This window comes from Cytophagales bacterium, from assembly GCA_033344775.1.
Taxonomy (GTDB): domain Bacteria; phylum Bacteroidota; class Bacteroidia; order Cytophagales; family Cyclobacteriaceae; genus JAWPMT01.
This window is the reverse complement of record JAWPMT010000005.1, coordinates 1,264,868-1,287,573: the sequence shown is the minus strand read 5'-3', so window position 1 is coordinate 1,287,573 and position 22,706 is coordinate 1,264,868. Positions and strand designations below refer to the sequence as shown.

General features: G+C 42.4%; 23 protein-coding genes. 19 read left to right on the top strand and 4 right to left on the bottom strand.

Annotated elements, in window-relative coordinates; translation table 11 throughout:
- Positions 1-148: 148 nt before the first annotated feature.
- The 17 genes from R8G66_22945 (at position 149) to R8G66_22865 (ending at position 16,539) form a co-directional block, all read left to right on the top strand.
- On the top strand, positions 149-787 hold the full coding sequence (locus R8G66_22945) for a hypothetical protein (GenBank protein ID MDW3195251.1): 639 nt from the start codon (positions 149-151) through the stop codon (positions 785-787).
- 63 nt (positions 788-850) lie between these two features.
- Positions 851-1,423 carry a Crp/Fnr family transcriptional regulator gene (locus R8G66_22940; protein MDW3195250.1) on the top strand — a complete coding sequence of 191 codons (573 nt, stop codon included), beginning with the start codon at positions 851-853 and terminating at the stop codon, positions 1,421-1,423.
- A gap of 61 nt (positions 1,424-1,484) precedes the next feature.
- Positions 1,485-2,570, top strand: coding sequence for a serine hydrolase domain-containing protein (locus R8G66_22935; GenBank protein ID MDW3195249.1), 1,086 nt, complete (start codon positions 1,485-1,487; stop codon positions 2,568-2,570).
- A 140-nt stretch (positions 2,571-2,710) separates the two neighbouring features.
- Positions 2,711-3,256, top strand: coding sequence for a hypothetical protein (locus R8G66_22930; protein MDW3195248.1), 546 nt, complete (start codon positions 2,711-2,713; stop codon positions 3,254-3,256).
- A 308-nt stretch (positions 3,257-3,564) separates the two neighbouring features.
- Positions 3,565-4,074: a DUF2262 domain-containing protein gene (locus R8G66_22925; protein MDW3195247.1), complete on the top strand. Its 510-nt coding sequence runs from the start codon at positions 3,565-3,567 to the stop codon at positions 4,072-4,074.
- A gap of 317 nt (positions 4,075-4,391) precedes the next feature.
- Positions 4,392-5,504 (top strand): Gfo/Idh/MocA family oxidoreductase, encoded by a 1,113-nt coding sequence (locus R8G66_22920; GenBank protein ID MDW3195246.1) that lies wholly within the window; start codon positions 4,392-4,394, stop codon positions 5,502-5,504.
- 220 nt (positions 5,505-5,724) lie between these two features.
- Complete coding sequence (locus tag R8G66_22915; GenBank protein ID MDW3195245.1) at positions 5,725-7,884, top strand: prolyl oligopeptidase family serine peptidase; 2,160 nt, start codon at positions 5,725-5,727, stop codon at positions 7,882-7,884.
- 364 nt (positions 7,885-8,248) lie between these two features.
- Complete coding sequence (locus tag R8G66_22910; protein MDW3195244.1) at positions 8,249-8,692, top strand: hypothetical protein; 444 nt, start codon at positions 8,249-8,251, stop codon at positions 8,690-8,692.
- Positions 8,693-8,980: 288 nt separating this feature from the next.
- Complete coding sequence (locus R8G66_22905) at positions 8,981-9,571, top strand: hypothetical protein (protein MDW3195243.1); 591 nt, start codon at positions 8,981-8,983, stop codon at positions 9,569-9,571.
- Positions 9,572-9,577: 6 nt separating this feature from the next.
- Positions 9,578-10,072, top strand: a complete 495-nt coding sequence (locus R8G66_22900) for a hypothetical protein (protein MDW3195242.1) — start codon at positions 9,578-9,580, stop codon at positions 10,070-10,072.
- A gap of 115 nt (positions 10,073-10,187) precedes the next feature.
- On the top strand, positions 10,188-10,631 hold the full coding sequence (locus tag R8G66_22895) for a hypothetical protein (GenBank protein ID MDW3195241.1): 444 nt from the start codon (positions 10,188-10,190) through the stop codon (positions 10,629-10,631).
- Positions 10,632-10,929: 298 nt separating this feature from the next.
- Positions 10,930-11,970, top strand: coding sequence for a serine hydrolase domain-containing protein (locus tag R8G66_22890; GenBank protein ID MDW3195240.1), 1,041 nt, complete (start codon positions 10,930-10,932; stop codon positions 11,968-11,970).
- A gap of 563 nt (positions 11,971-12,533) precedes the next feature.
- Complete coding sequence (locus R8G66_22885) at positions 12,534-12,926, top strand: DUF1428 domain-containing protein (protein ID MDW3195239.1); 393 nt, start codon at positions 12,534-12,536, stop codon at positions 12,924-12,926.
- A gap of 114 nt (positions 12,927-13,040) precedes the next feature.
- Positions 13,041-13,547 carry a sigma-70 family RNA polymerase sigma factor gene (locus R8G66_22880; protein ID MDW3195238.1) on the top strand — a complete coding sequence of 169 codons (507 nt, stop codon included), beginning with the start codon at positions 13,041-13,043 and terminating at the stop codon, positions 13,545-13,547.
- Position 13,548: 1 nt separating this feature from the next.
- Positions 13,549-13,842 (top strand): hypothetical protein, encoded by a 294-nt coding sequence (locus R8G66_22875; GenBank protein ID MDW3195237.1) that lies wholly within the window; start codon positions 13,549-13,551, stop codon positions 13,840-13,842.
- A 49-nt stretch (positions 13,843-13,891) separates the two neighbouring features.
- Positions 13,892-14,350 carry a VOC family protein gene (locus R8G66_22870; protein MDW3195236.1) on the top strand — a complete coding sequence of 153 codons (459 nt, stop codon included), beginning with the start codon at positions 13,892-13,894 and terminating at the stop codon, positions 14,348-14,350.
- Positions 14,351-14,751: 401 nt separating this feature from the next.
- Positions 14,752-16,539 (top strand): D-arabinono-1,4-lactone oxidase, encoded by a 1,788-nt coding sequence (locus R8G66_22865; protein ID MDW3195235.1) that lies wholly within the window; start codon positions 14,752-14,754, stop codon positions 16,537-16,539.
- A 153-nt stretch (positions 16,540-16,692) separates the two neighbouring features.
- Here R8G66_22865 and R8G66_22860 read toward each other — a convergent pair whose 3' ends face one another.
- A complete protein-coding gene (locus tag R8G66_22860) occupies positions 16,693-17,379 on the bottom strand; it encodes a LytTR family DNA-binding domain-containing protein (protein ID MDW3195234.1) in 687 nt (228 codons plus the stop codon).
- On the bottom strand, positions 17,376-18,386 hold the full coding sequence (locus R8G66_22855; protein MDW3195233.1) for a histidine kinase: 1,011 nt from the start codon (positions 18,384-18,386) through the stop codon (positions 17,376-17,378). Before R8G66_22855 ends, R8G66_22860 begins: the two co-directional genes overlap by 4 nt.
- 254 nt (positions 18,387-18,640) lie before the next feature.
- Here R8G66_22855 and R8G66_22850 point away from each other — a divergent pair, with 254 nt between their 5' ends.
- Both R8G66_22850 and R8G66_22845 read left to right on the top strand, forming a co-directional pair.
- Complete coding sequence (locus tag R8G66_22850) at positions 18,641-19,414, top strand: YHYH protein (protein ID MDW3195232.1); 774 nt, start codon at positions 18,641-18,643, stop codon at positions 19,412-19,414.
- Positions 19,415-19,480: 66 nt separating this feature from the next.
- A complete protein-coding gene (locus tag R8G66_22845) occupies positions 19,481-20,119 on the top strand; it encodes a membrane-binding protein (GenBank protein MDW3195231.1) in 639 nt (212 codons plus the stop codon).
- Positions 20,120-20,128: 9 nt separating this feature from the next.
- On the opposite strand, the gene R8G66_22840 is transcribed toward R8G66_22845, so the two are convergent.
- Entirely contained in the window at positions 20,129-20,827 is a 699-nt protein-coding gene (locus tag R8G66_22840) for a LytTR family DNA-binding domain-containing protein (protein MDW3195230.1), read from the bottom strand.
- A gap of 102 nt (positions 20,828-20,929) precedes the next feature.
- Entirely contained in the window at positions 20,930-22,615 is a 1,686-nt protein-coding gene (locus R8G66_22835; GenBank protein ID MDW3195229.1) for a histidine kinase, read from the bottom strand.
- Positions 22,616-22,706 lie beyond the last annotated feature (91 nt).

Below are 22,706 nucleotides of genomic sequence, written 5' to 3'. Positions count from 1 at the left end.
GATGCGGCACACAACATACGCTAACACATCATAAGCTTACCAAGCTAGTTTGCAAGGGCTCCTTTGATCCGCTAGATTAGAATAAATTTTAACCGCTCAGCTTACGGCGTTTAGCTTGGCGTTGTGGACAATTGAAATGATGAACTTGATGATTGATAAAATTTCATCTGAAATTTTAGCGAGAAGAAATTGTGAAACAGCCTCAGTAATTTCCATTTGTGGTGCTGCGGATTTAGGGAAAACACATATAGCTAAAAGAATAACAGAATCATTAACCAGGAATAATTTAACTTCTAATCATTTGACATTGGACTCGTATCTGATGGATAGAAAAGTAAGGTTGGAAAAAAAATTGAGTGGCTATGATATAGAGGCATACAATTTGACTAAGGCTATTAAAGATTTAAGGGATTTAAAAGATGGGAAATCAATCCATTTTTATCCATACAATCACCTAAGTGGCATGGCCAGCTCTAAATCATATGAAATGAATACTTCGGATATTATAATTTTTGAAGGACTTCATTCTATGCATACATCTTTTTCCTCATTTCTCGACTTAAGCATCTTTATCTATACTCAAGACGAAAATTTGAAGAAAATAAGGAAAGAAGCAGATCTAATAAAGCGAAATTATACTAAAGAGTTTTCGAATCAAATATCAGAAAAAGAGTTTGGTTTATATAAAATCAATATAGAACCTTACCGAAATAGGGCCGATTATCTTATATTTTTAGAATCCAAATGGAATTATAAGTTAACAATTTCTGGCTACAAAAACCTATAAGCAATAGCTCCCTACGGGACGCTACAGCTAATTGTTAAACGTTAGAATCAATAGGCCTGCATTATGAAAGAAAGAATCAACAAGGTCGTTGACCAATTTTATCCAACCCTAAGCTTAAAATCAAGAAATGAGATAACTGAGATTTGCAAGGAAATCAAGGTAACTGAAAACTCACTTATTGTTGAAAAAGGTAAAAGAAACAACAGCGAATACTTCCTTCTAAACGGAATAGTTCGAAGCTATCTTATGAACCAAAATGGTGAGCTGATAACCCTCCTGTTTTTTGAAAAGTCAAGCATATTAAGTCCTCATGTAACTCGTACCAGTAATTCACTGTCAATAATCAATTTAGAAGCTATTACAGCATGTACCTTGGCAGAAATTGATGCAAGTGAATTTGAAACCCTGATCGAAGTGAATCTTGAAATCAGAGAATTTGCCAATACTATACTTAGAAATGAACTCTTACAAAAGATAAATAAGGAAATCAGGCTAATCTCTTGGACAGGAAAAGACAGACTTCAACAATTCAGGAAAGACTATGAAATGCTAGAGAATCTTGTTCCACACAGTATGATCGCAACTTATTTAGGAATAACCAATGTGTCGCTGAGCAGATTGAGAAAGGGTTCCTGAGCGTTTTATCATTTGTTAATGGAAAGGAGTGAACGGGATATTTCTTTTGAAGAAAAAAGAAATGAAAACTATAACTCTATTCATGCTCATGACAATTTTAGCCACTTCATGCGATACTTCATCGAATGGTTTTGATGAATTAGATGCTCCAGCCATCTTTTATGGAGCTGTGTCCCAAGACTCGGTTTTATGCACCTATAAAAAAGGGAATCTCAGCATCACTAACAATCAGGCTATAAATAAACACTCGCAGTTTGCCTTGTTTAGTATTACGAAGACTTTCACCGCTATTGGCATCATGCAATTGGTAGAAAGTGGAGGGATTAGTCTGGATGATCCAGCTATAAAACATCTACCTCAGTACGAATTTCTTGGAGAGATCACCATCCGTCATTTATTGACTCACCAGTCTGGCATTAACAATCCACTACCCATTCGTTGGATTCATTTGGCTGAAAACGATGACACATTCGACTTTGACGAATTCAATAATAAAATTCTAACTCAAAAAGCCAAAGTCAAATCGGAAGCTGGGTCAAAAGCAGCATATTCAAATTTGAATTTTATTCTTCTTGGAGATATAATTTCAAAAATTTCAGGACTATCCTATCAAGAGTATATAACACAAAATGTCTTGAACAACGATGAAGTGGGATTTCAGTGGAAGGAAAATAATGTGGTAACGGGTTACCACCGCAGTGGGATTCGAGGTTTAATGCTTGGTTTCCTAATGGATAAAAAGAAATTCACAGAGCCTAAAACCGGAGGATTCATTCCCTTTAAGAAAATCAACTTGAATGGATCTGCTTATGGAGGATTACTGGCCAGTCCGAATGGACTAAACATTTTTCTGCAGGAATTACTAAGCTCAGAGAGCCAAATTCTCTCTAAGGAAATGAGGAATGCAATGTTTACGCAGCAACCCCTTTCTAACGAAAAACCATCCGGGCATTCTTTGGGTTGGTTCACAGGGTCTCTCAGTGGGGAAAAATACGTTCATCACGCAGGTGGTGGAGGTGGCTACTATCTGGAAATGAGGATATATCCTGAGAAAGGCATAGCTACCTACCTTTTAACCAATAAATCCGGCTTTTCAGATCAAAGAATCCTGGGTAAACTAGATGCGCAACACCTTGACTTTAAATAAAAATGCTAACAAACGATATAGTACATACCTCTAAAGAGCCACTTGACAGTGCTGTGCAAATCCGCTAGCTTAGAGAAATAAACAAAGCCCAGAGACACGCGCTATATCCGGACGTTATCAGCAATTTCTTATCGAGCATTATGAGAATTGACAAACCATTCAACATTTTAACACGAAACGAATATCTACGATACATTTCGGAGCACAAGAAATATACTGACTTCAACACTCTTGGCCTTTATCGATCACTTCTTGAGAACGACAAACTTTCGATTGAACATAGAATTGAGATAAGAGAACATGCTCATAAGAACTTCTTCAAGACTTTTGAATTCCTTCAATTAAAAGATCCAAGAACATATCTGGAGGTTTCAACTCTCGGCCAGGAATTGACTATAGCCGATGAGCACCAGGCATGGAAGAACATCAGAACAAATCAGGAGAAGTTAATCAAGGAAAAGAAGTTGAATCATCGGAACTTTGGACAATATTCAAAGCACAACTGTGGATATGAAGATTGTCCAATGAACGGGATAATGATCAAAGAAGGCTCATGGATGGCCGAATGGCATATGCGATTTGACTCAGATAGCAACGAATATGCCAAACAAAAAAAGTCGGAACGGAGGAAGAAAGATCGTAAGAACAAACAACGAATTATCAACCAGAACCTCGAACTGGATTAAGACTGATAACGGGGGCTAGAACGAATGCACCTATGTGCCTCTCTGCTGACCGCAGTGCAAAAAGCGCCATGAATCTGCCGCTGGCAAAAATCGGTGCTATCTACTCGGGGCATCTCGAAGGCTTTTTTCACTTACAGAATGAAGTGCTTTTTACAAACTTTGGAAGCACCCTTCGCGGGCCGTCCCCGGCAGATAAGCTATTTTAGTGCTGTCCACAAAGTGAGAGCTTGCTCAACAGGCACACGCTTTATACATGGATGTTGGCATGCATGGGTTACCTTTAACCCAAAGACAATTAAGGAGTATTTATGAAACAATTAACGGTTGAGAGTTTTGTTGAACAGAAAAGCAAATCAAAAGTCACCGTCAACATTACTCCCGAATTGCTCAAACGAGATGGTTTTGCTCAAGATTTAAGTTCTGAACAAGATAACTCTTCAGTTGTCGAATTGTCCACATTCAATGCCACGACTTCAATCTGGGATCAAGAGGTTAAGGTGTCTTTTGACGGTAATGAAATTGAGAAAAAGTCAACTTTTATCGAATTTATTAATCTTCGGTTACAAGATATTGAATCCAGTAAAGAGCTTATTCAGAAGAGGCTAGTAGTCGATTTGCTTGAATTGAAAAACACTGTCTGGATTGATGATCGACAATTAAGCGCTGAAGAGTTTATCAATAAGCTAAGTTTTTCTGAAATAGTTTTCTACGTTGATCAAAGTATCGTTATCCAATTTAATGATGAACAGCTTTTTGGCGGACACTGCATTACTTTGCCGATAACAGCTGATTTCCAATTAGGAAAGTGCTCAATCTGACACAAGCCAACAAGTGCTAAGAGGCATCCGCGCACTATGGTTTTAACGGTTCATCAGACCATAGTCGCGTCCCTCTGGCCTGGAAAGAAATCACGAATTAGAGCAGTTCTGTGATCCGATCGTTCTTGGGTCAAGGCTACACATCCCGGCCAAAAATGAAGGCGAGGCCGACCAGGCCCGCCAGGCAGGGCTTTGTGGTTAGCCATAGGTTCACTATTTTGGTGGGAGCAGATAGCTATCGGGATTGTTACGGGGTGCGGACGCCTATGCCGCCCAGCCTCTTAGCTATGACGTTGTGCAGAATTAAGTGTCATTCAATGAAAAGAAAGTTAAACGTAGGTATAGTCGGAGCTAGTGCCAATGGAGGCTGGAGTCCCGTTGCACATATACCTGCATTAAAAGCACTTGAAAATATAGAACTTGAGGCGCTGTGCACAAGTCGACCTGAATCTGCAAAAGCTGCCTCAGAAGCATTCGGCATTGATCGAGCCTACTATAACATTAATGATATCGTAAGACAGTCCGATCTAGATATCATCTCTTGTGTTGTAAACATTCCGAGCCATTATGAAGTAGTAAAAGCAGCTTTGGAAAATGAAAAACACGTTTACTGCGAATGGCCCCTGGGAGCTACTGTAGAAGAGACTGAAGAACTGGCGAATCTCGCTAACCAGAAAGGAGTTGTATCAGCAATCGGACTGCAAGGTCACGGATCACCTGAATTGCTTTATATAAAGAATCTTGTTGAAACTGGTTGGTTTGGTCAAATTGTCAATATTAGGATGGCATTACAATCCAAGACTTCATTAGAGAAAGCATCAAGAAAAGCCTGGGAAAATGAGAAACATCGAAGGGCAACATTGTTTTCAATTGTTGGAGGTCACACGCTTTACTACTTGACTCATGTCATAGGGGGCATTTCGGAACTCTCGGCAGATTTATCAACTCAGATTAAAGAGTTGAGATTAAGAGATACAGGTGAAAAGATCTCAAACGAGATCTATGATCAGATTCTAATTCAAGGAAAGTTAGGAGACGACATTCCATTCTCTACCCAGCTTACGGCAATCCCCAACAAAGCGACAGGATGGCAAATCGAAATCTATGGAACCAAAGGAAGAATTGTTGCTACCTCACCAGTTATGCCCCAGATTACACCTATCGCAATTCAGGGTGCTAAAGGTGAAGATGAACTTATGACGATGGTAGCACCCCCAGAGTATCTAACAATAGAAGGTCTACCCGATGGTCCCGCAAGAAATGTTGGAATTAACTATGGAAATATGGCAGAAGCAATTGTAAACGGAGAGGAATTTCATCCGAACTTTCAAGATGCGTTAATGATGCACAGGCTCCTAGATACAATTGAGCTCTCCTCTGAAGAAAAAAGAACAATAAAACTCTCTACAACAAAAAATAAAGCGAATTAAAACGCACTTTATTCAAGATGTCAGATGCAAAATATTAGAATGAATTTCAATTGACAATTGAACTAAAACAAGCCAGCATATAACAATGGCTACCTTCATTGAGCTATTCCACGATAGACGAGGTTACAAGAAAATAAAAAAGCCAACTTGGAAAACCTTCTGGGCGCGCGCTATTTGAGCAGTATAAGCTATTTTACCAGACAGTTAATAAAGCAAACACATGCAAAAAATCTCTTTTTGGCAAACATGGCTAGTAGCAGGCTTACTGATGGCGATGCCTACAATAGTTTCAGCACAGGAAGGAGAGTTCACACTTGATGACCTGTTCGCAACACCAAAACTGACAGGAACCACCCCGTCCCGGCCTGTCTGGTCACCGAACAGCGAGCACTTTGCTTTTTCCTGGAATGAACCAGGAAATCCTGGGCGTGGCCTCTGGATATCCACAAGCGATGGGAGGGAAGTGCGCCTCACTTCTGATACAGCATCCGCGTCAGTGCGCGATATTGTCTGGACTGACGCGAATACCATTGTCAGCCTGCGAGGAAGCAACCTATGGCAGACAAGGCTGAGCGAGAAAGACGACCTCCAGTTGATGTCCGTCGAGACAGGTGCACATAACTTGTCGTTATCGCCAAGCGGCAACCAGGCGGTATATATTGTGAACGGTGATCTGTGGCTCGCAGACATCTCTTCCAAACAGAATCGCCAGCTTACCGAAATCGGCATCGCCAGTCTCTCGAGCTTACCGAAAGGGCGCTACAGCCGACCGGAACGTGAAATTGGTCCAGGTTTCTGGAGTGGGCCAACGTACAAGTGGTCTCCGGATGGTAAGACGATCGCGTTTCATGTCGTAGACCGACGTGAGATGAGAAAGGTGCCGTTCCCGGATTATCTCGCTGCCGAAACCAACCCCAACGAGGTACGCCGAGGTTATCCGGGCGACCCAAACGAGATACGCAGGGTTGGCCTGCTCGATGTAGCAAGCGGTAACATCAAGTACCTCGATTTGCCAGACCCACACGCCAACCAGGTCATCGACTTCAACTGGTCACCGGACGGTGTTTTGCTGGTGGATATTGCATCCGACACGGCGATTGAACGTAAGTTGTTTGTCGTTGCACCCGGAGAAAGCCAACTGCACGAGATTTGGCGAGGTGTGCGAGAGAGCCGCATGTACACATCGTTTGGATCTACCTGGCATCCCGATGGAAAGAAAGTCGTTTTTTTAAGCGATATGGGTGATCGCTACGGCCTTTATACGATCGATGCCTCACCGTCTAAGGATCGTCCGCGGCTCCTGACAGACCCGTCCTACGATGTGCTGTCTACCCCAAGTGTTACAGGTGATGCACTGTTTTACGCAGGCAATGGCGTTAACCCATACGAACAACACATTTATCGACTGAATATGTCCGGTGGCGATCCCGTGCAGGTGACGCGCCTTTCGGGTCGGAACGATGGATACCATTCACCGGATGGTCGGCACCTGGCGTTCATGCACAGCAACGACACATCACCGCCCGAGCTTTACGTGGTAAGCAGCGAGGGGGGTGATGCTACGCGTATAACCCACTCACCATTATCGGCCTTCACGGAGCGAACCTGGGCAGCTGCGGATTACGTTAGTTTTCCCAGTCTTGTAGATGACTACACGCTGCATGCCCGGATATTGAAACCTTCCAATATGCAACCCGGCAAGAAGTATCCTGTGCTGTTTGGGCCCGTTTATTCGAATACAGCGAGGAATCGCTGGGCCGGCAACTACAGCCTCGTACAACACCTGTTGGCCAAGAAGGGATATATTATCGTGCAGGTGGATTCACGTGGTAGCAACGGTTATGGCCGAGCATTCCGTGAAGAATTCCTGCTGGGGTTTGCCGACCAGGACATTGAGGATTATGCAAGTGCCGTTTCCTACATGGAGTCACTGGATTATGTCGATCCCGATCGCATCGGTATCTGGGGCAGTAGTTACGGAGGCACACTGTCTGTTTATTCGCTGTTGATGAAGCCGGGCTTATTCCAGGTGGGTGTTGCTGCAGCTGCGGCGGTAGACCCGCTGTTCTTTGGTACAGACGATGTTGCGATTGTTCGTCGCCCACAGACACACCCGGAAATTTTCGAAAGAAAGGCGCTCAACTATGCAGCGAATCTCGAGGATAAACTACTGTTCATCCACGGCCTCCAGGATCATGTGGTACCCTTTAAGACGACTGCCGTGTTGGCTGAGGAACTAATTAAACAGGGCAAGGATTTTGACTTTGCATTTGCACCGGGCGCTACGCATGGATGGAGTCGTGAGCGGAATTACAATCGCTACCTGTTTGGCAAGTTAATCGAATACTTTGACCGACACCTGGCCGCACCATCTGAGTAGATGTTTGTTGGTGTCATGTCGCAAGGTGATGAGAATCGCCGGATAGATCTTAAGAACGCTGCATAATAAGCAATGTATCACATGTCTGGCCGACGGCACCTCGGCGGTCGCACTTAGCTAGCCACACTTCCGCTGAGTTCTTTGAAACTGAACTGCAAAACCGATAATTTTATGGATACTTTAAATAGTCCAGACAAATCTGGTCGTTATCGATAAAAACATGTTCCAATACTCAAAAATTGAGCTCAACGAAGAAGCTCTGACACTCTCACTTACTCCTTTTGGGGCCGGGCGAGTTGTGTTATTCGAACTAATTGGAGTTGTGTTTGCCTATTGGGTTGTTCACCAATTTGCAACTTCAGAAATGGCAGCGACCAACCCACAAATTAGACTAGTGTACCTTTTGCCAGTCTTAATTTTATGGGACCTTGTTAAGAGAATCAAAAAGTTTATTATAGGGGAGAAATACCATTTTGATGAGCAGTTAAACGAACTAACTTTCAACGGGATGAGGAAAAGTCGACTTGACGAGATTGAAGCGGTTGAAATAAACTATGAATTCAATAATGGCGCTGATGACAGATTCCTTGAATTGAAACTTCGAAGCTCTGTAAAAATTAGAATTCGAGATTTTGGATCAAAGAATTCCATGATCTATGACGGACGAGAGTTAGCTAAATTTCTAAAGATCAGAATGGTTGACAACTTCCCACATGGAGAGGAACTTCTTTGGGGAGAAGCCAATGTAGATTCTTCTTCAATAGACCATCTAAACGAACACTTGAAAATTACCGATAACAAGCGCTAGCGGGAATACGCCAAACTTCCTCTTGACTGGTTTTTGTGAAGGCATCACCGCGCCACATAGGACATGAATCTGCTGCTGAGATATGACAATGCCTTCTAATTGGCAAATCTCATAGGTTCCTACTCTTTCAGGACGAGGTGCATTCTTACTAAGCCACTTGTAAACCAACCTGCCCACCCTTAACTTACTCAATGGCTGGAAGGGAGCGTAGATATCCGGTTTTTATGAGAAATAAACAAACAGCGAGCCAACGAATTTTTACTGAAACGTTTCATACAAAAACAATAAATGAAAATACTGAGCTTCATCTTATTATTGATCACTCATTCTGATTGGGAGGTTGGAGATCAGTTATCTCCAGTGCAACTAAAGGAAAATATCCAGCTAAAGGATTACGAAACCTCGAAATTTTTTAGACTGAATGAAAAGGAATACCTCCTCATCGGAAAAGATGAAGTCTTCAATGTGGAAAACGAAGGGTTTAGACTTATTTACCTTTTTAGAGACGAAACGACTGGAAGATTTCCAATTCGATTCATATCAAATAATAAAGGAGAAGCATACGTTTACAATCCATACATCTTTGCATTTAATGATGGAACTAGATTACTAATAGCGGAGGAAGGCTATGAATATATGTCTGGTATCGACATATTTCGATTTGAAAGAGGTGAAATATCATTTATCGGACATCTTTCAGTTTCTGGACCTCTAAGGGATTCTGTGATTGGCAATATGATTGTTGAAAAGAAAGAAAAGGATTTTAGGTTAAGGTTTTCTGGTCAAATTGAATACGAAGTAGCAACGGACAACATAATTAAGGGGGAAAGACTATCATGCTTGATTTCCAATGGAAAAATGAAAATAAATCTAAAATGAAAAAGTATGGGTGTTAGCATCAATACAAAAGACGTGATAGAAATTCGGACTGCACATTACTTTCCTATTCAACTTATTACTCTTGGCGCAGGTCTTATTCTTGGAACTGTTTTACTGCTTTTTCAGGAGAACTATCTCCTTGCTCCTGTATTTCTACTTTTTGGAACGATCTTCCTGACAACTAACCATCATTTACAGATTGATTTAAGTGCCAACACTTTCCGAGAGTATATTTGGTTCCTGGGCTTCAAAATTGGCAAGAACAAGCCATTCCCAACTCCCTCGAACATCGTGATTAATCCAGCTAATCAGGAAGTTACATTTGGCGATCTTGATTTCAACCGCATGCATTCGAACCAACGAAAGGCAATAGGTTACCTGAAATTTGAGTACCATGAGTCCATCTATCTCGGTGAGGCTGACAACTCTCAAGAACTTCTTAAAAGACTAGAACCAACGATCCGAACTTTAGGGATTCCGGTGAACAACAACGCAAACTGATGCGAACAAACCATCAAGTGGTAAATTTCACTACTTTAGTGCTTGCTATCCGTAAAGTGAGGGTCGGGCTGCGTAGGCATAAAACTCATACATGGACCTAAGTTTTCATACTCCAATGAGCAGAATCAAAACCCCGGATTATACCTTTTCACCCGGTGTAAGTACGGTTCAGGGATCGGGAGATGATACACAATCGCAGATTTGGATTAGGACGTTCAATGCAACGACGGACTTTTCTGCCTCGCCGCAGACCATTTTGGACATAGGTGATGACCCTTCCACTACCTCCTTGTTTTCATGGTTCTTTATTGGCCTTATGGGAGGAGATTTGGCCTACGCCAACACGGTAGTAGGTAACAGTGGAAGCAACAGAAGGAGCTTTGCCAACGACCTGAATTCCAATACAGACTATACGTATGTCATTGAGATGGACGCCACTGATCAGGTTAGGAGAGCTTATTTGTTTGAAGCTTCAGATCCTTCATTTGTCTTTCAGAGTGATATGAGAAATACATTAAGCAGCCAATCACGGTCACCAAGAACTGGATTGATGGGGTAACTATTGCCTACGAAGTATTAGTTGGCGATGTATATGTTGAACTGGGTAATGGTGTGGTGCCAGGAGAGTTCTTAGGAGGTTCGACTACCCTAAAAGTTCACAGAGAAACCACACTCCCTGATAATTAAGTAAAAAAGAGATTAGTGATAAAGGCATTCCGTTTTCGGGATGCCTTTTTTGTGCCTTCTACTAAGAAAATTGCTGAGACTTTCGTTTGATGCTTCAAAAGAAATAATTAGATAACTTGGCCACAAACAATTCGTAGAAGTCAAGAGCAATAGCTTATCCGCCAGAAAACATGACCAAAAACCGAAAAACACTAATCATCAGAATCATCCTGTTTGGTGGGACAATCGTTTCCTTGTTCTTCGTCCCTTGGCTTTTGGTGAAAGCATGGATACTCCCACTACCGGATACGATTCAGGGTCAATTAGAGCAGGCTATTGGACATGGTTTTGATGGCATTATTGTTCATGTAAACCAGGCGGATCAACCCCATCAGTACTTCGCGTCTGGTTGGCACAATAAAGCAGCTGAAATACCTGCTAAGCCTGATGCGCTTTTTAAGATTGCCAGTATCAGTAAGCTATATGATGCCGTGGCAGTCACTAAAATGGTGAGTGCAGGAAGGCTATCGTTAGATAAATCGATTGCTGATTATCTACCTGAGTTGGCGGACAGGATCGAGCATGCAGACAAAATCACCTTGAAGCTGATGATTCAGCACAGAAGTGGCATTCCCAATTTCACGGATACTCCCAATTTTTGGGCTGCTCCAACAGGGACTTATGAAGAGAGTCTGGCATTGATCCTGGACAAACCCGCCAACTTCGAACCAGGTGAAGACTATGAGTACTGTAATTCGAATTATCTATTGATCAATAAGATCATGGACATTGAATTGGGGTATGACAACTTTCAATTCATCCAGGAAGAAGTATTAGACCCCCTTCAACTCAAACGTACTTTTAGCTCCGTAAGTGAGGTGAATATCAAGGAGGTGATGAGTGGCTACCATGTAGGTTACCCTCATGATTTAAAGGAAAATGATTATGGTATGCATGCTACCGCAGCGGATGTGGGTGCTTTTCTGAGGGCATTGAACGATGGATCATTATTTGAAGGAGAGGAGCGAGAAATCTACGCATCAATTTATGAGTATAAACATGCTGGCTGGGTTCCGGGCTACCAGAGTTTTGCGGAATATTATGAAGAGGTAGATGCTGTGATAGTTGCATTCTATAGTACAACAGATGCCAAGCTTTACAATTGGAACTTGTCAGAAATCATCAATAGCAGGATCGTGAAGATCTTGAGAAAACAACAGCAATCGTCATAACACCGATTCAATTACCATTGAAGGTTAAATGATCCCTTACAAATGCCCTTTTCAAACGAGGCTAATCAATTTGCTAAGCGATCTTCCTCTACGCTACCGACCCAAAATAATTAATCAGGAGATTGAGGAATTGTGGAGTCATTGGTTGTTTATTCCAGCAGAGGGATATGTCGAATTTGAAAGATATGGTCCGATCCGTATAGCAGATTTGGAATGGCTGGATATTGATCCTGTTGAAGTAAAACGAATAGGAAGGTTAGTTCCTGATCAAAGTATCGATCATTCGGAAACTTTGATACAACTTCTATCGCAGGTTAATCAGCCCTTCGAAAAATACCAAGGTAAGATCAGATTGAAATGCTGAGAGTAAACCTCAATCTGACCTAAAGTAACTCAGTTCGGGTTTTATACTGGAATCAAGATCAATGGGTGTTGAACCCTCCGGCGGGCCGATCAAATGGAGCATTTGCGCCCTGGATCGTTCCACAATATCACATTTCAGTAACCAACGATGAAAGTCGGCAGGCGAGGTATCTTTGAGAAGGATTAAATCACTAATTCATATGTCAGGATATATAGATGGATTTGTATTTCCGATCCCGTGTGTTCACCTCGAAGCATATCGAAGTGTGGCTGGGCAAGTCGCGGAGATTTGGAAAGAACATGGAGCGCTGGAGTACTTCGAGTATGTTGGAGCAGACTTGCATTTAGAAGGGACGCGTTCTTTTATCGATGCGGTAGAATCGAAAGAAGACGAGGTTGTCATATTTGGCTGGGTATTGTTTCCTTCCGAGGAGGTTCGTGTGCAAGCCAACCAACAAGTCCCCAAAGATCCGAGAATGGCCGAATTGATTGCTCCATTGATGAATCCTTCAACATTGATCTTTGATGCGAGCAGGATGGTTTATGGTGGTTTTCAGCCATTGATTGCTTCCGGTAGGGTCGCACAAAGTTGAAAATCAGGTTGGAGGAAGAAACTTGGGAAATCATGCCCTCCTGGAAAAAAGTAAACTCTCTTGTCATATTTATTCTGAGGGAACAACTAAACAAGTAGTACCCTGAAAAAGAATATGCAAGACGCAGTTAGTTCATCATTTGAGCAAGTCATTGAAGACAACAAAGCGAGTATCTATCGGATATGTAAGGTCTATGCCATGTCGCCGGATCAGCCGGAAGACCTTTTTCAGGAAGTAGTTTTTCAGGTGTGGAAATCATTTGCCGGCTTCAATGGGAATTCCAATATCAATACCTGGGTATACAGAATTGCGCTCAATGTGTGCTTGCAACATAAGAAACAGACTGAAAGAAAGCAGGAGAAGACCATACGACTTGAGGCCATTCAATTTCAATTGTCAGAAAGGGTGTCGGATAATGGACTGGAGGAAAGGCAAGCAGCACTGTATCAATGCTTGAAATCTCTGGATGATTTGGATCGAACGATTGTCATCATGGTCCTGGATGGGAATCCCTATAAAGAAATCTCGGCCGTGACTCAACTCACAGAGAATCACATCGCTGTGAAGATGAAGCGGATTAAGAAAACATTGCTAACATGTATCAATTTGAAAATAGACTAAGATGAGTAACAAGGAAACAGTATTTGAGTGGGAGGATCTGGAAGAGCTTTGGGAAGGGTCTGTTCAAGGCAGTCAGATCCAAATCCAATTATCGGACCTGATGAATGAACTAAAAGCGAATACCAGCGAATTCGAAATGAATGCTATGAAGCAAGATTTGAAAGACCTTGATCAATTCTTTTCGGATTTCCAGCAAATGACTTCACAGTTTGAAAAAGATGCGATCAAGAACGATTTGGATAAAATCACCCGATCGCTAAGAAGCTTCTTCGACTTCTTCAAAAAACGGAATTGAAATGAGATTAAGGTAGTGTAGAATTCAACCTTCATGGTAACTTGGTCCAATGAAACTAGCCTTCAAAGCAATTGCCCTTATTTCGATGATAGGCCTAAATTTGATCACCTTCGCTCAGGATGCAGACCAAAAAAGTAATATGAAAGGACTAAGAACCACGATCTATCAGGTTAACGATATCAATGCGGCCAAACAATGGTATTCCAAGGCATTCAACACCGATCCTTATTTTGATGAACCCTTTTATGTGGGTTTCAATATCGGTGGATATGAACTGGGGCTGCAACCTGATGATACGGCACCAGACATCAAGACGAAAACGGTCATCAGCTATTGGGGAGTGGATGATATTCAAAAGACCTACGACTTTCTCCTTTCAATCGGTGCTAAAGCAAATGAAAAGCCTACCAACGTAGGAGGCGCAATCATGACTGCTACTGTCCTTGACCCCTGGGGCAATATTTTAGGGATCATTTATAATCCGGAGTTTACTGTTTCTGAAGAATAGGCAGAGATCACTTTACAATTTCAGACCCTTATACCATTGACTTCAATGGTTCAATTATGATCCATATCCTTTTAGGAATCAAAATACCTCAACGGAGGTATGCTATGAAAATACTTTCTAAAAATTAAGTATTCCAGTTACTTGAAACTCATTGGGTATTCTCGTACCTTGTATACAGTAAAACTACCTTATTGTAGATCAGCATAGACTTGAGGTATCGGAATACCAGCCGATTCCTAAATGAACATCACCCAATCACATGGAATTTGTGTCCGTTTGATGTTTGGTTTTTTGAGATTGAAAAAAATCCTCTGGAGCATATTGTTTCGATGGTGAGAAGTATTCCTGGGCTCACTGGTTCATTGCTGATCGGATATGATTCATTCAAAAACAGATCAGATATGGAAAATCAATCGATTTGGGGCCTTATCAAATACCGCCTCATGAACCTTTTTGGCCTGCAGCGGCCAGAACCTGAACCCACAAAAGTTCAACAGACCCATACGGAAACACATAAATCCAACATAGACACAATGAGCAATCCAATTTCTGATTACACCTGGAAAAATACTTCCCAGACCCTCACGGCTACTCCGGGAACTTTTTATCAGGCATCCGATAAGGATGATTTGATCAACATCGTAAAAGATGCCGTGAGTAACGGGAAGAAAGTCCGGGTCACGGGTGGCAGGCATTCCTGGTATCCCCTGGTAATGACGGACGAAGACGTAGATGGCGGTACGCTGAAGGGTAGTGACTTCTGCCTTATCGATGTGAGTGCCATGAAGACCATCACCAAAGAGAAAACTGATGCCGGGTTATACCTGGTCAATATAGAGCCTGGTGCCACGATGGGCGACCTGGAGCAAGCTACGATGGGCGAATGGCCGGATAATCCTGCTCCTGATCCATTGGTGGCGCTTCCCACAAATGGCGTGATTCCTACGGAATTGCAAATTGGTGGTTTTGTTGGAGCCGGCTGTCATGGTACCGGATGGGATCAACCCACGATACCCGATCTGATCTACTCAGTGGAAATGATTCTTGTGGATGAAAACAAGAATGTGACTGTGAGAACCTTTAGCGAGGAAAATGAGGACGACCCAATGGACGTGATCCGTGTGAACCTGGGTACGATGGGCATCATGACCAAAATTACGTTGAAGGGTGAACCGCTGTTTTGTATTCATGGTACCGACACGACCGATACCCTGATGTCCGACGTGATCAGTCGACAGCCAGATGCAAGCAACCACCCTTTAAAAGATCTGGTCGAGGATGAAGATGTGAATTACCTCGAGCTGTTTTGGTTCCCTTTCAATGAGAGCAAAACCGACCTGGAATTGAGGCTTTTGCCGGATCTGGAAAAAACGAAAGTGTGGAAGAAAATGGGCAAAGCGCTCAAGAACGAAGAGGGTACGATCTCGCCTGATTGTCCAAGGGATGTACCTAGCCAGGTATGGGATAATCTGGAGACCAAGTTTGGTAAATTCGTTTATACGGAGATTGCCAAAATGTCGAGTGGAAATGTATTGGAAAATGCGACGGTTGAAGGCCTGTTAAAGCTCATGAGCTTCATGGCCTATAAACAGGCAACTGACGACTATATCGCTCCCGCTACGCGATTCTATCATTATCAGAAGTCCGCATTTCCGGTGCTTGATTTTTCCTTTGCCATTCCAATGGATGCATCCACAGACCCTTACTATGACGTGATCTCCAAGGCCTGGTATGCGGTGGTAGATGCCGTTGACGAGTATGCCAGAACCAAAGAGCATTTTTATGAGCGCTACCCGGTGAATGTGACCCTTCATGCACGCTTTATTAAAAATAGCCAGTCCGTTCTTTCTCCTGCCTACCAGCCCGCTGGTTCGGAAACACACACCTGCTGGATTGAGTTTCTGTCTGGTTCACCCACCCCGGATGCACCAGACGAAGATTGGTACCAGAATTATATGGCGACCTGGCAGGAATTTTGCAAACTCATCGGTCAAAAATGGATTGACCTGGGCGGTCGACCACACTGGGCGAAAGAATGGCAAATATTGGACACACCCGAGATCAATATCTACCAGAAACTGCAGGATATGTACGGAGATAATTTAACGCAATTCAAAACGCTGCGTGATCAACTGGATCCCACAGAAACGTTCCTGTACTCCTGGACAGAGAAGATCTTCCAGGGATAGGATCTGAAAATTCATCTCACTTGAGAATGGACTGCCATTGATTTTGTTGAAAGCAAGATCAGTGGCAGTGCTGTTTTTGGATCAATCGAAATTACACCATAAGCACAATTCGATCAATCAGGGGATGACCCTTAGCATGGTCCACACCACTTATTAGGAAAATAGCTTAATCTTGGTGGCTTCATAGTACCGATCACTAATTGGAATAGGATGATTTCCAATGAGTAATTCACGTCCTTTTAAACCCGATACCTTTTTACCATTAACGACATAAGATCGATGTACTTGTAGGAAGTTGTCAGGCAATGATAGGGCGAGCTTTCTCAAGGATTGATTAGCAATGATCTTATTTCCATTTTCCAAATGATAGTGTACGTATTCACTGTCGCTTACTATGTACAAGATTTCGTGAAAGGCTATTCTATGGAGATCGTATCCTGATTTAATCACGATATGGTCAGCATGTAAATCACCCATTGATGCATCCCGAGGGAATTTATCAACAGCACTCAAAAACCGATTGAAGGTGATGGGTTTCAATAAATAATCCAGCGCATTCAATTCGAACCCTTTTATGGCATATTCGGAATAGGCGGTGGTGAAAACAATTTTGGACTTAGTTCGGGCAATCAATTCTGCAAAGTCCGTACCCTTTATTTCAGGCATCTGAATGTCCAGAAACAAAAGATCCACCGTATTGGATTGAAGAAAAGACAGTCCTTCCAGTGGATTTTCAAATGATCTATGACAGGTAAGGAAAGGTATTCTTCCTACATAGGTTTCAAGCAATTCTCTTGCCAGCTCATCATCATCGATAATTAAACAACTGATTGGACTCATGTGAGCATCAACTTTAGATTAATCTTGAAAGTATCCATTTCCTTTATCTCCAGGAGGTGGGTGCCTGGGTAGAGCAATTGAAGTCTTTTTTTGACATTTTGAATGCCGATGCCTCCTTGTGAATCTGTGTTGTGCGGATGCACAGGAAGGCTGTTTTCTACCGAAAATTCAAGCTCCTTACTCGTAGCTACGATTTGAATGTTAACAAAGCTATCGCCTCTCTTTTCGATACCACTGTGTTTGAATGAATTCTCAATAAAAGGTACAAATAGCATTGGCGCAATCCTGATCGTGTGTGATTCCACTTCCTCGATAAATTGAATGTTGTAGGTGTCACTGCTCTTGAGTTTGAATAGTTCGATGAAATGCGCAATGTATTCCAATTCCTTTCTCAATTCTATTTGCGGTTGTTCACAATCATAAAGAACATATCGCAACATCAAAGACAGGGTATTGATGCCCTCTTGTGTTTTTTCGGAATTGGTCACTGATAAGGCATAAATGTTGTTCAGGGCATTGAATAGAAAGTGAGGGTTGATCTGCATCTTAAGGAATTTCAACTCACTTTCCATCAATTCAGCTTTAGCCAATAATTCGCTTTGCTGCTTTTGTTGGGCCAGCGTGAATGTCTCTATGGCTACTGCTATCAAACAAGTAATGGACATGATCAGGAGTTGCCTGAAAAAGCGTGAATCCACGAAAGGTGGCGCCCTGTCTGGCCTTGGAAGATCTTGCCGAACGATTCGTGGAGGCCCAAATTCCATGGCGAGATAAGACGTCAAAAGAACCGAAAGAATAATCACAATTAAAAAACCGAGCAGCCTGTTTTTAAATAACAGCTTAGGTATGGCATAATAAACCAGGCCAAAAAGCAAAATGGATTGAAGGACAAATGAAGGGCCGTTTGCTCGAATGAAGTGAATTTCCGAACTCATAGATACCCATACGATACACCAAACCCCAAACCAGGACAGCAATTGAAAAAAGTACCTCTTCAGTGGATTCATGGGTCAAATAAAGCGAAATATAGTTTGGAGATGCTTTGGAGTGAGAAGATAGGGATTTTGGTATGTAGTCTTTCACTGGGTATAACTGCCAATTGGTTGAAAACTATGAGCTATTCACTGAATTAAACATTTCTTAACGAAAGGATTAGACACATTTGATCTCAAAGTAACTAATCCATATCTCGTTTTTTTAGCGTTTTTCAAGTGGCAGATATGAGAAGTATGACAAAATACCATTCTTAAAAAATTAATTAATGAAACAGTTAGCTCGATCAATTTTTCTTCTTTCCGCCCTGGTATTGGCCGCTTGTAGCAATGGCGATGACAATTCAATTATCGATGAACCTGCAGAAGGGATACTCACTCCAATAGCTGCCTTTGATGAATTCAATTCGGAGGCTGTTACCATTTCTTTTGACGGCAATGAAATTAAGATTGAATCAAATGGAGTGCCCAATCATACCTCTCCTTATTGGGAAGAGACCAACCCGTTATACATTGAGCCGGTTGTGGCATTGGCGTTAACACCTGGCCGCATCGGTGGTAACCGGAGCTATACAGTGACTGTGCCGGCTGCGCCAGAATTAGCTGCTTCAAGTACGGCTACGGGACTAGGGCCGATTGGTATCGCGGTAACAGGTGTTCCCATTTTTAATCATATGGAAGGAGGGAATCGGCCGATAGAAGAAATGATCGCTGAGACTTTCGATTACGCAGGTGCACATAATGGACCTAGTGGCTATCACTATCACATTGAGTCTTCTAATATCCCTGAAAATACCGTGTTGTCACATGACGATGAAAAATTGGTAGGCATCATGGCGGATGGCTTTTTGTTGTATGGAAGAAGGGAAGCGGATGGGTCTTATCCCACAGATCTGGACGAATCTGGAGGACATTTTGGCGTGACACCTCACAGTAATGGAGAAGAGGTCTACCATTATCACATCATCAACGAATTCTTTTTTGGAAACGTGATTGCTCTTTTTGCGGTTGATTTGAAAGGAACGCCCAATGCCATTATGTAATGAAATGATGAAAGATATTGCCTTTAATTAATAGCTGTTTCGGTCAGATCACTTAGACCTATCACAATGAAGTTTGTTGCGGCGAAAATATTTCTTTGGGCACTTATATCGGCTGTTTGTCTTTTCACAAGCTGTGTGGTGCAAAATGAAAAGCCAACGTTTGAAAACCCTATTGATCTGGTGATGAGTGTGCCTGATACAATGGTCAATAAGTCAATAATGGTCTATGACCCTGAACGCTCGATGTGGACCTTAGCAGGTTTGCCCTATTCAGGATATGCAGTGGCCTATTACCCGGATCAAAGTCTCAAGGAATTGTTTGGCGTCCTTGATGGGAAAAAGCAAAATAAATATGTGCAATGGTTTCCAGATGGACACCTTAAGCATGTTGCTGACTACCATTTAGGAAAATTGCATGGGAAGAAAAAGTTGTGGACGCAAGATTCAAACCATGTGCTGATCGCTCACTTCAGCTACTATCAAGGTAAACCACATGGAGAGCAAAAGAAATGGTATCCTACGGGGGAGTTATCTACGGTGCTCAACTTGAACATGGGGAAGGAGGAAGGTTTGCAGCAGGCATTCAGGCAAAATGGAGTACTGTATGCAAATTATGAGGCTAGGGGAGGAAGAATTTTTGGATTGAAAAATACGTCCCTGTGCTATGGATTAGAAGAAGAACAGATGCCGATTCCTGAAGATTAAGTGATTATTTCAGACCCACTTCTCCTTCAGCTCCTTATACCTTGTCCGGCCAATTGGGATTTGTTCTCCGTTTTTGAGTTCGGCCATGTACTTACTGCCGGAGGACACCTGGATGCCTTTGATCTCGGATAGCTTGACCAGATAGGATTTGTGGATGCGTTGGAATGATTCAGTTAGTAACTGATCCAACTTGTCTAAGGATTTGTCGTGTAACTCTTTCTGGCCATCGATTAATATTAATTCGGAATAAGCACCTGCTCCTTTGATGTAAACGATTTGTTCAATCGGGATCAGTGCTACCTTGTGACGTTTCTTGACGGCCAGGTATTTGGTTGCTTGTTTGGTGGTACTTGTTTTGGATAGCACTCGATCCAATGCTTGCTCCAGCCGTTCCTGATTAAAGGGTTTGGGTACAAAATCCAAAACACCATATTCAAAAGCGGTGATAGCCTGGTCTTTGTAGGCTGAAATGATGACGGTGTGAAAGGACTTGGAAACAGCTGTTGTCAATAAGTCAAACCCATTGTCTCCATTCAAATTCAAGTCCAGTAATAAGAGGTCAGGAGCATTGTTTTCAATGGCGTGAAGCGCTTCTTGAAGTGTATAAATATGTCGAATGGACTGTAGGTCCTGGCCAAGAATGTCATGGACCATGCGCTGAATCCGTTTCGCAATCCGGGCTTCGTCTTCTACAATGAGGATGTTCATAGATTCACTGTATTAATTGTTTCGAGTCCCCCATTTGAAAGGGCGGCTCGCGTAGAAGTGGCCAGAGGTCGGGGGATTTGAAAAGTGCCAAGATTCTAGATATCATTTCAAATAAATTTTAATGACATTCCTCCACCCATGATCAGTTGGTACTGAGGTGAATTCCCAATGCGATTGGAAGCTTTCCGTCATTCTGGCTTTGATGTATTTATGTCCTGTCCCGTCGGTATTTACTTCCTGTGCCTTCCTTAAGCTTTTTCCAAAAGTCAGGAATTGATATTGCCTGAACGCCTCATTGGATGAATAGATGAGCTTGAAATGGATCTCGTTATTCTCTTTCGGCAGACTGTGAGTAATGCCATTTTCCAACAACGTATGAAAGATTGCCGGAGGTACTTTTTGCTCTGGATCAATACCCTCTTGTTCCCAGGTATAATTGATTTCCTTTCGATACGCCATAATTTCCAAATGGGACCGACAAAGGGCAATTTCCTGCTCAATCGGGATCAAAGTCTGGTCTTCAATTTGATTGAACAGATCAAATTCCCTGGCCAGCGCTTCAATGAACATTACTCCTTTTTTAGGAGCTTCTTCCACCCAATCTATCAAGGAGGTGAGTGTGTTCATCAGGAAGTGCGGCTGAATGTTCTTTTTCAATAATTCTAACCTGAGCCGCGTAGACTGAACCAATGAATATTCGTAGGCCAATCGTTGTTCTTTGATCTTCAGCGAGAGCAGATAAAACATGCTCAACAGCAACAAACTGAATACGATATAGATACTGGTATCGAAAGGTACCAGCGAGGAAAGAATGATGCTGATCAACAAACTAAGGAGAACGATGCGCGCTCCTTTTTCTCTTTTGTATACCGCATGCAACACGATCAGTGAAGAAAAAGCCCAGGTACTCACCACCATATAGTTGGGAGCCAGGTCAAAGTAATCGTGTTTGGAATAGAACAAAGTAGAAAGAATGATGGCATAGATGATCAGGGCCCATACCCGTTTGGGATAAGGGAATTGCATCGAAAAGAACAAAGGGATCATAAAGGAGATCCCGAACATCAGCGCACCAATGATTTCGAACCGGACATGATGAAGGCTGTAATGAATAGGTACAGTTGTACGCATGAACTCGGTGATCGTAAGCGCAAAAAACAGGAAGCAACTCACGCTAAATACCAGCATGGTGTACTCCTTTCTATTGCTCATAAAAAGGAAGATGAAATAGAACGAAGTAATCAAAAAAGCACCCGCGAAAATGTGCAGATAAGATGTCTTAATTAGCTGGTCAGTCAGTAGCGCATCGTAATCATCAATTTCAATATGCCTTAGTTGAACATGATTGCCAAAATGATAAAGACTGGACCTGATGGCCAATACATGCTCTCCTTTTTCGGTGAGGTGTGTAGGGATACTAAATGTTGCCCAAAGTTTCCCTTCAGGTTCCATGACATCTTCAAGTCCGGGATTACCATTTTTCCCGATCTGTACCCCATCCCAAAAGACCTCATACTCACCATATACTTCAAGTTTGATTCCGTAAGGTTGAAAAGGTTTAGGAGTTTCCAGGAGATCAATCCTGGTTCTGGACCAGAAGACTTTGCCTCCAAAAACAAGCCTCAGGTTATCTATCCAGTACCGGTCATTCAGGACTTTGGAACTATAATACGGCTCGTCTGCTACGATAAACACCGTTTCACCTTCCTTGTAAACAGGCTCCTCAGAACAAGAAGTCAGCAACAAGCTCACCAGAAGCAGTAAAAATGGAAAATGTTTCAAGTTCATTTAGTCCCTGATTTACAACCGTAAAGTAACCGCATAAAAATGGGTTTTGTCGCGGGATCAGAGCAGTTCATTCAGGCATAGAGCAGTTGGT

Bases quoted from the DNA above. Each gene is read 5' to 3' on its own strand.
- R8G66_22945 (MDW3195251.1), top strand. From the start codon at position 149: ATGATTGATAAAATTTCATCTGAAATTTTAGCGAGAAGAAATTGTGAA.
- R8G66_22940 (MDW3195250.1), top strand. From the start codon at position 851: ATGAAAGAAAGAATCAACAAGGTCGTTGACCAATTTTATCCAACCCTA.
- R8G66_22935 (MDW3195249.1), top strand. From the start codon at position 1,485: ATGAAAACTATAACTCTATTCATGCTCATGACAATTTTAGCCACTTCA.
- R8G66_22930 (MDW3195248.1), top strand. From the start codon at position 2,711: ATGAGAATTGACAAACCATTCAACATTTTAACACGAAACGAATATCTA.
- R8G66_22925 (MDW3195247.1), top strand. From the start codon at position 3,565: ATGAAACAATTAACGGTTGAGAGTTTTGTTGAACAGAAAAGCAAATCA.
- R8G66_22920 (MDW3195246.1), top strand. From the start codon at position 4,392: ATGAAAAGAAAGTTAAACGTAGGTATAGTCGGAGCTAGTGCCAATGGA.
- R8G66_22915 (MDW3195245.1), top strand. From the start codon at position 5,725: ATGCAAAAAATCTCTTTTTGGCAAACATGGCTAGTAGCAGGCTTACTG.
- R8G66_22910 (MDW3195244.1), top strand. From the start codon at position 8,249: ATGGCAGCGACCAACCCACAAATTAGACTAGTGTACCTTTTGCCAGTC.
- R8G66_22905 (MDW3195243.1), top strand. From the start codon at position 8,981: ATGAAAATACTGAGCTTCATCTTATTATTGATCACTCATTCTGATTGG.
- R8G66_22900 (MDW3195242.1), top strand. From the start codon at position 9,578: ATGGGTGTTAGCATCAATACAAAAGACGTGATAGAAATTCGGACTGCA.
- R8G66_22895 (MDW3195241.1), top strand. From the start codon at position 10,188: ATGAGCAGAATCAAAACCCCGGATTATACCTTTTCACCCGGTGTAAGT.
- R8G66_22890 (MDW3195240.1), top strand. From the start codon at position 10,930: ATGACCAAAAACCGAAAAACACTAATCATCAGAATCATCCTGTTTGGT.
- R8G66_22885 (MDW3195239.1), top strand. From the start codon at position 12,534: ATGTCAGGATATATAGATGGATTTGTATTTCCGATCCCGTGTGTTCAC.
- R8G66_22880 (MDW3195238.1), top strand. From the start codon at position 13,041: ATGCAAGACGCAGTTAGTTCATCATTTGAGCAAGTCATTGAAGACAAC.
- R8G66_22875 (MDW3195237.1), top strand. From the start codon at position 13,549: ATGAGTAACAAGGAAACAGTATTTGAGTGGGAGGATCTGGAAGAGCTT.
- R8G66_22870 (MDW3195236.1), top strand. From the start codon at position 13,892: ATGAAACTAGCCTTCAAAGCAATTGCCCTTATTTCGATGATAGGCCTA.
- R8G66_22865 (MDW3195235.1), top strand. From the start codon at position 14,752: ATGGAAAATCAATCGATTTGGGGCCTTATCAAATACCGCCTCATGAAC.
- R8G66_22860 (MDW3195234.1), bottom strand. From the start codon at position 17,379: ATGAGTCCAATCAGTTGTTTAATTATCGATGATGATGAGCTGGCAAGA.
- R8G66_22855 (MDW3195233.1), bottom strand. From the start codon at position 18,386: ATGAATCCACTGAAGAGGTACTTTTTTCAATTGCTGTCCTGGTTTGGG.
- R8G66_22850 (MDW3195232.1), top strand. From the start codon at position 18,641: ATGAAACAGTTAGCTCGATCAATTTTTCTTCTTTCCGCCCTGGTATTG.
- R8G66_22845 (MDW3195231.1), top strand. From the start codon at position 19,481: ATGAAGTTTGTTGCGGCGAAAATATTTCTTTGGGCACTTATATCGGCT.
- R8G66_22840 (MDW3195230.1), bottom strand. From the start codon at position 20,827: ATGAACATCCTCATTGTAGAAGACGAAGCCCGGATTGCGAAACGGATT.
- R8G66_22835 (MDW3195229.1), bottom strand. From the start codon at position 22,615: ATGAACTTGAAACATTTTCCATTTTTACTGCTTCTGGTGAGCTTGTTG.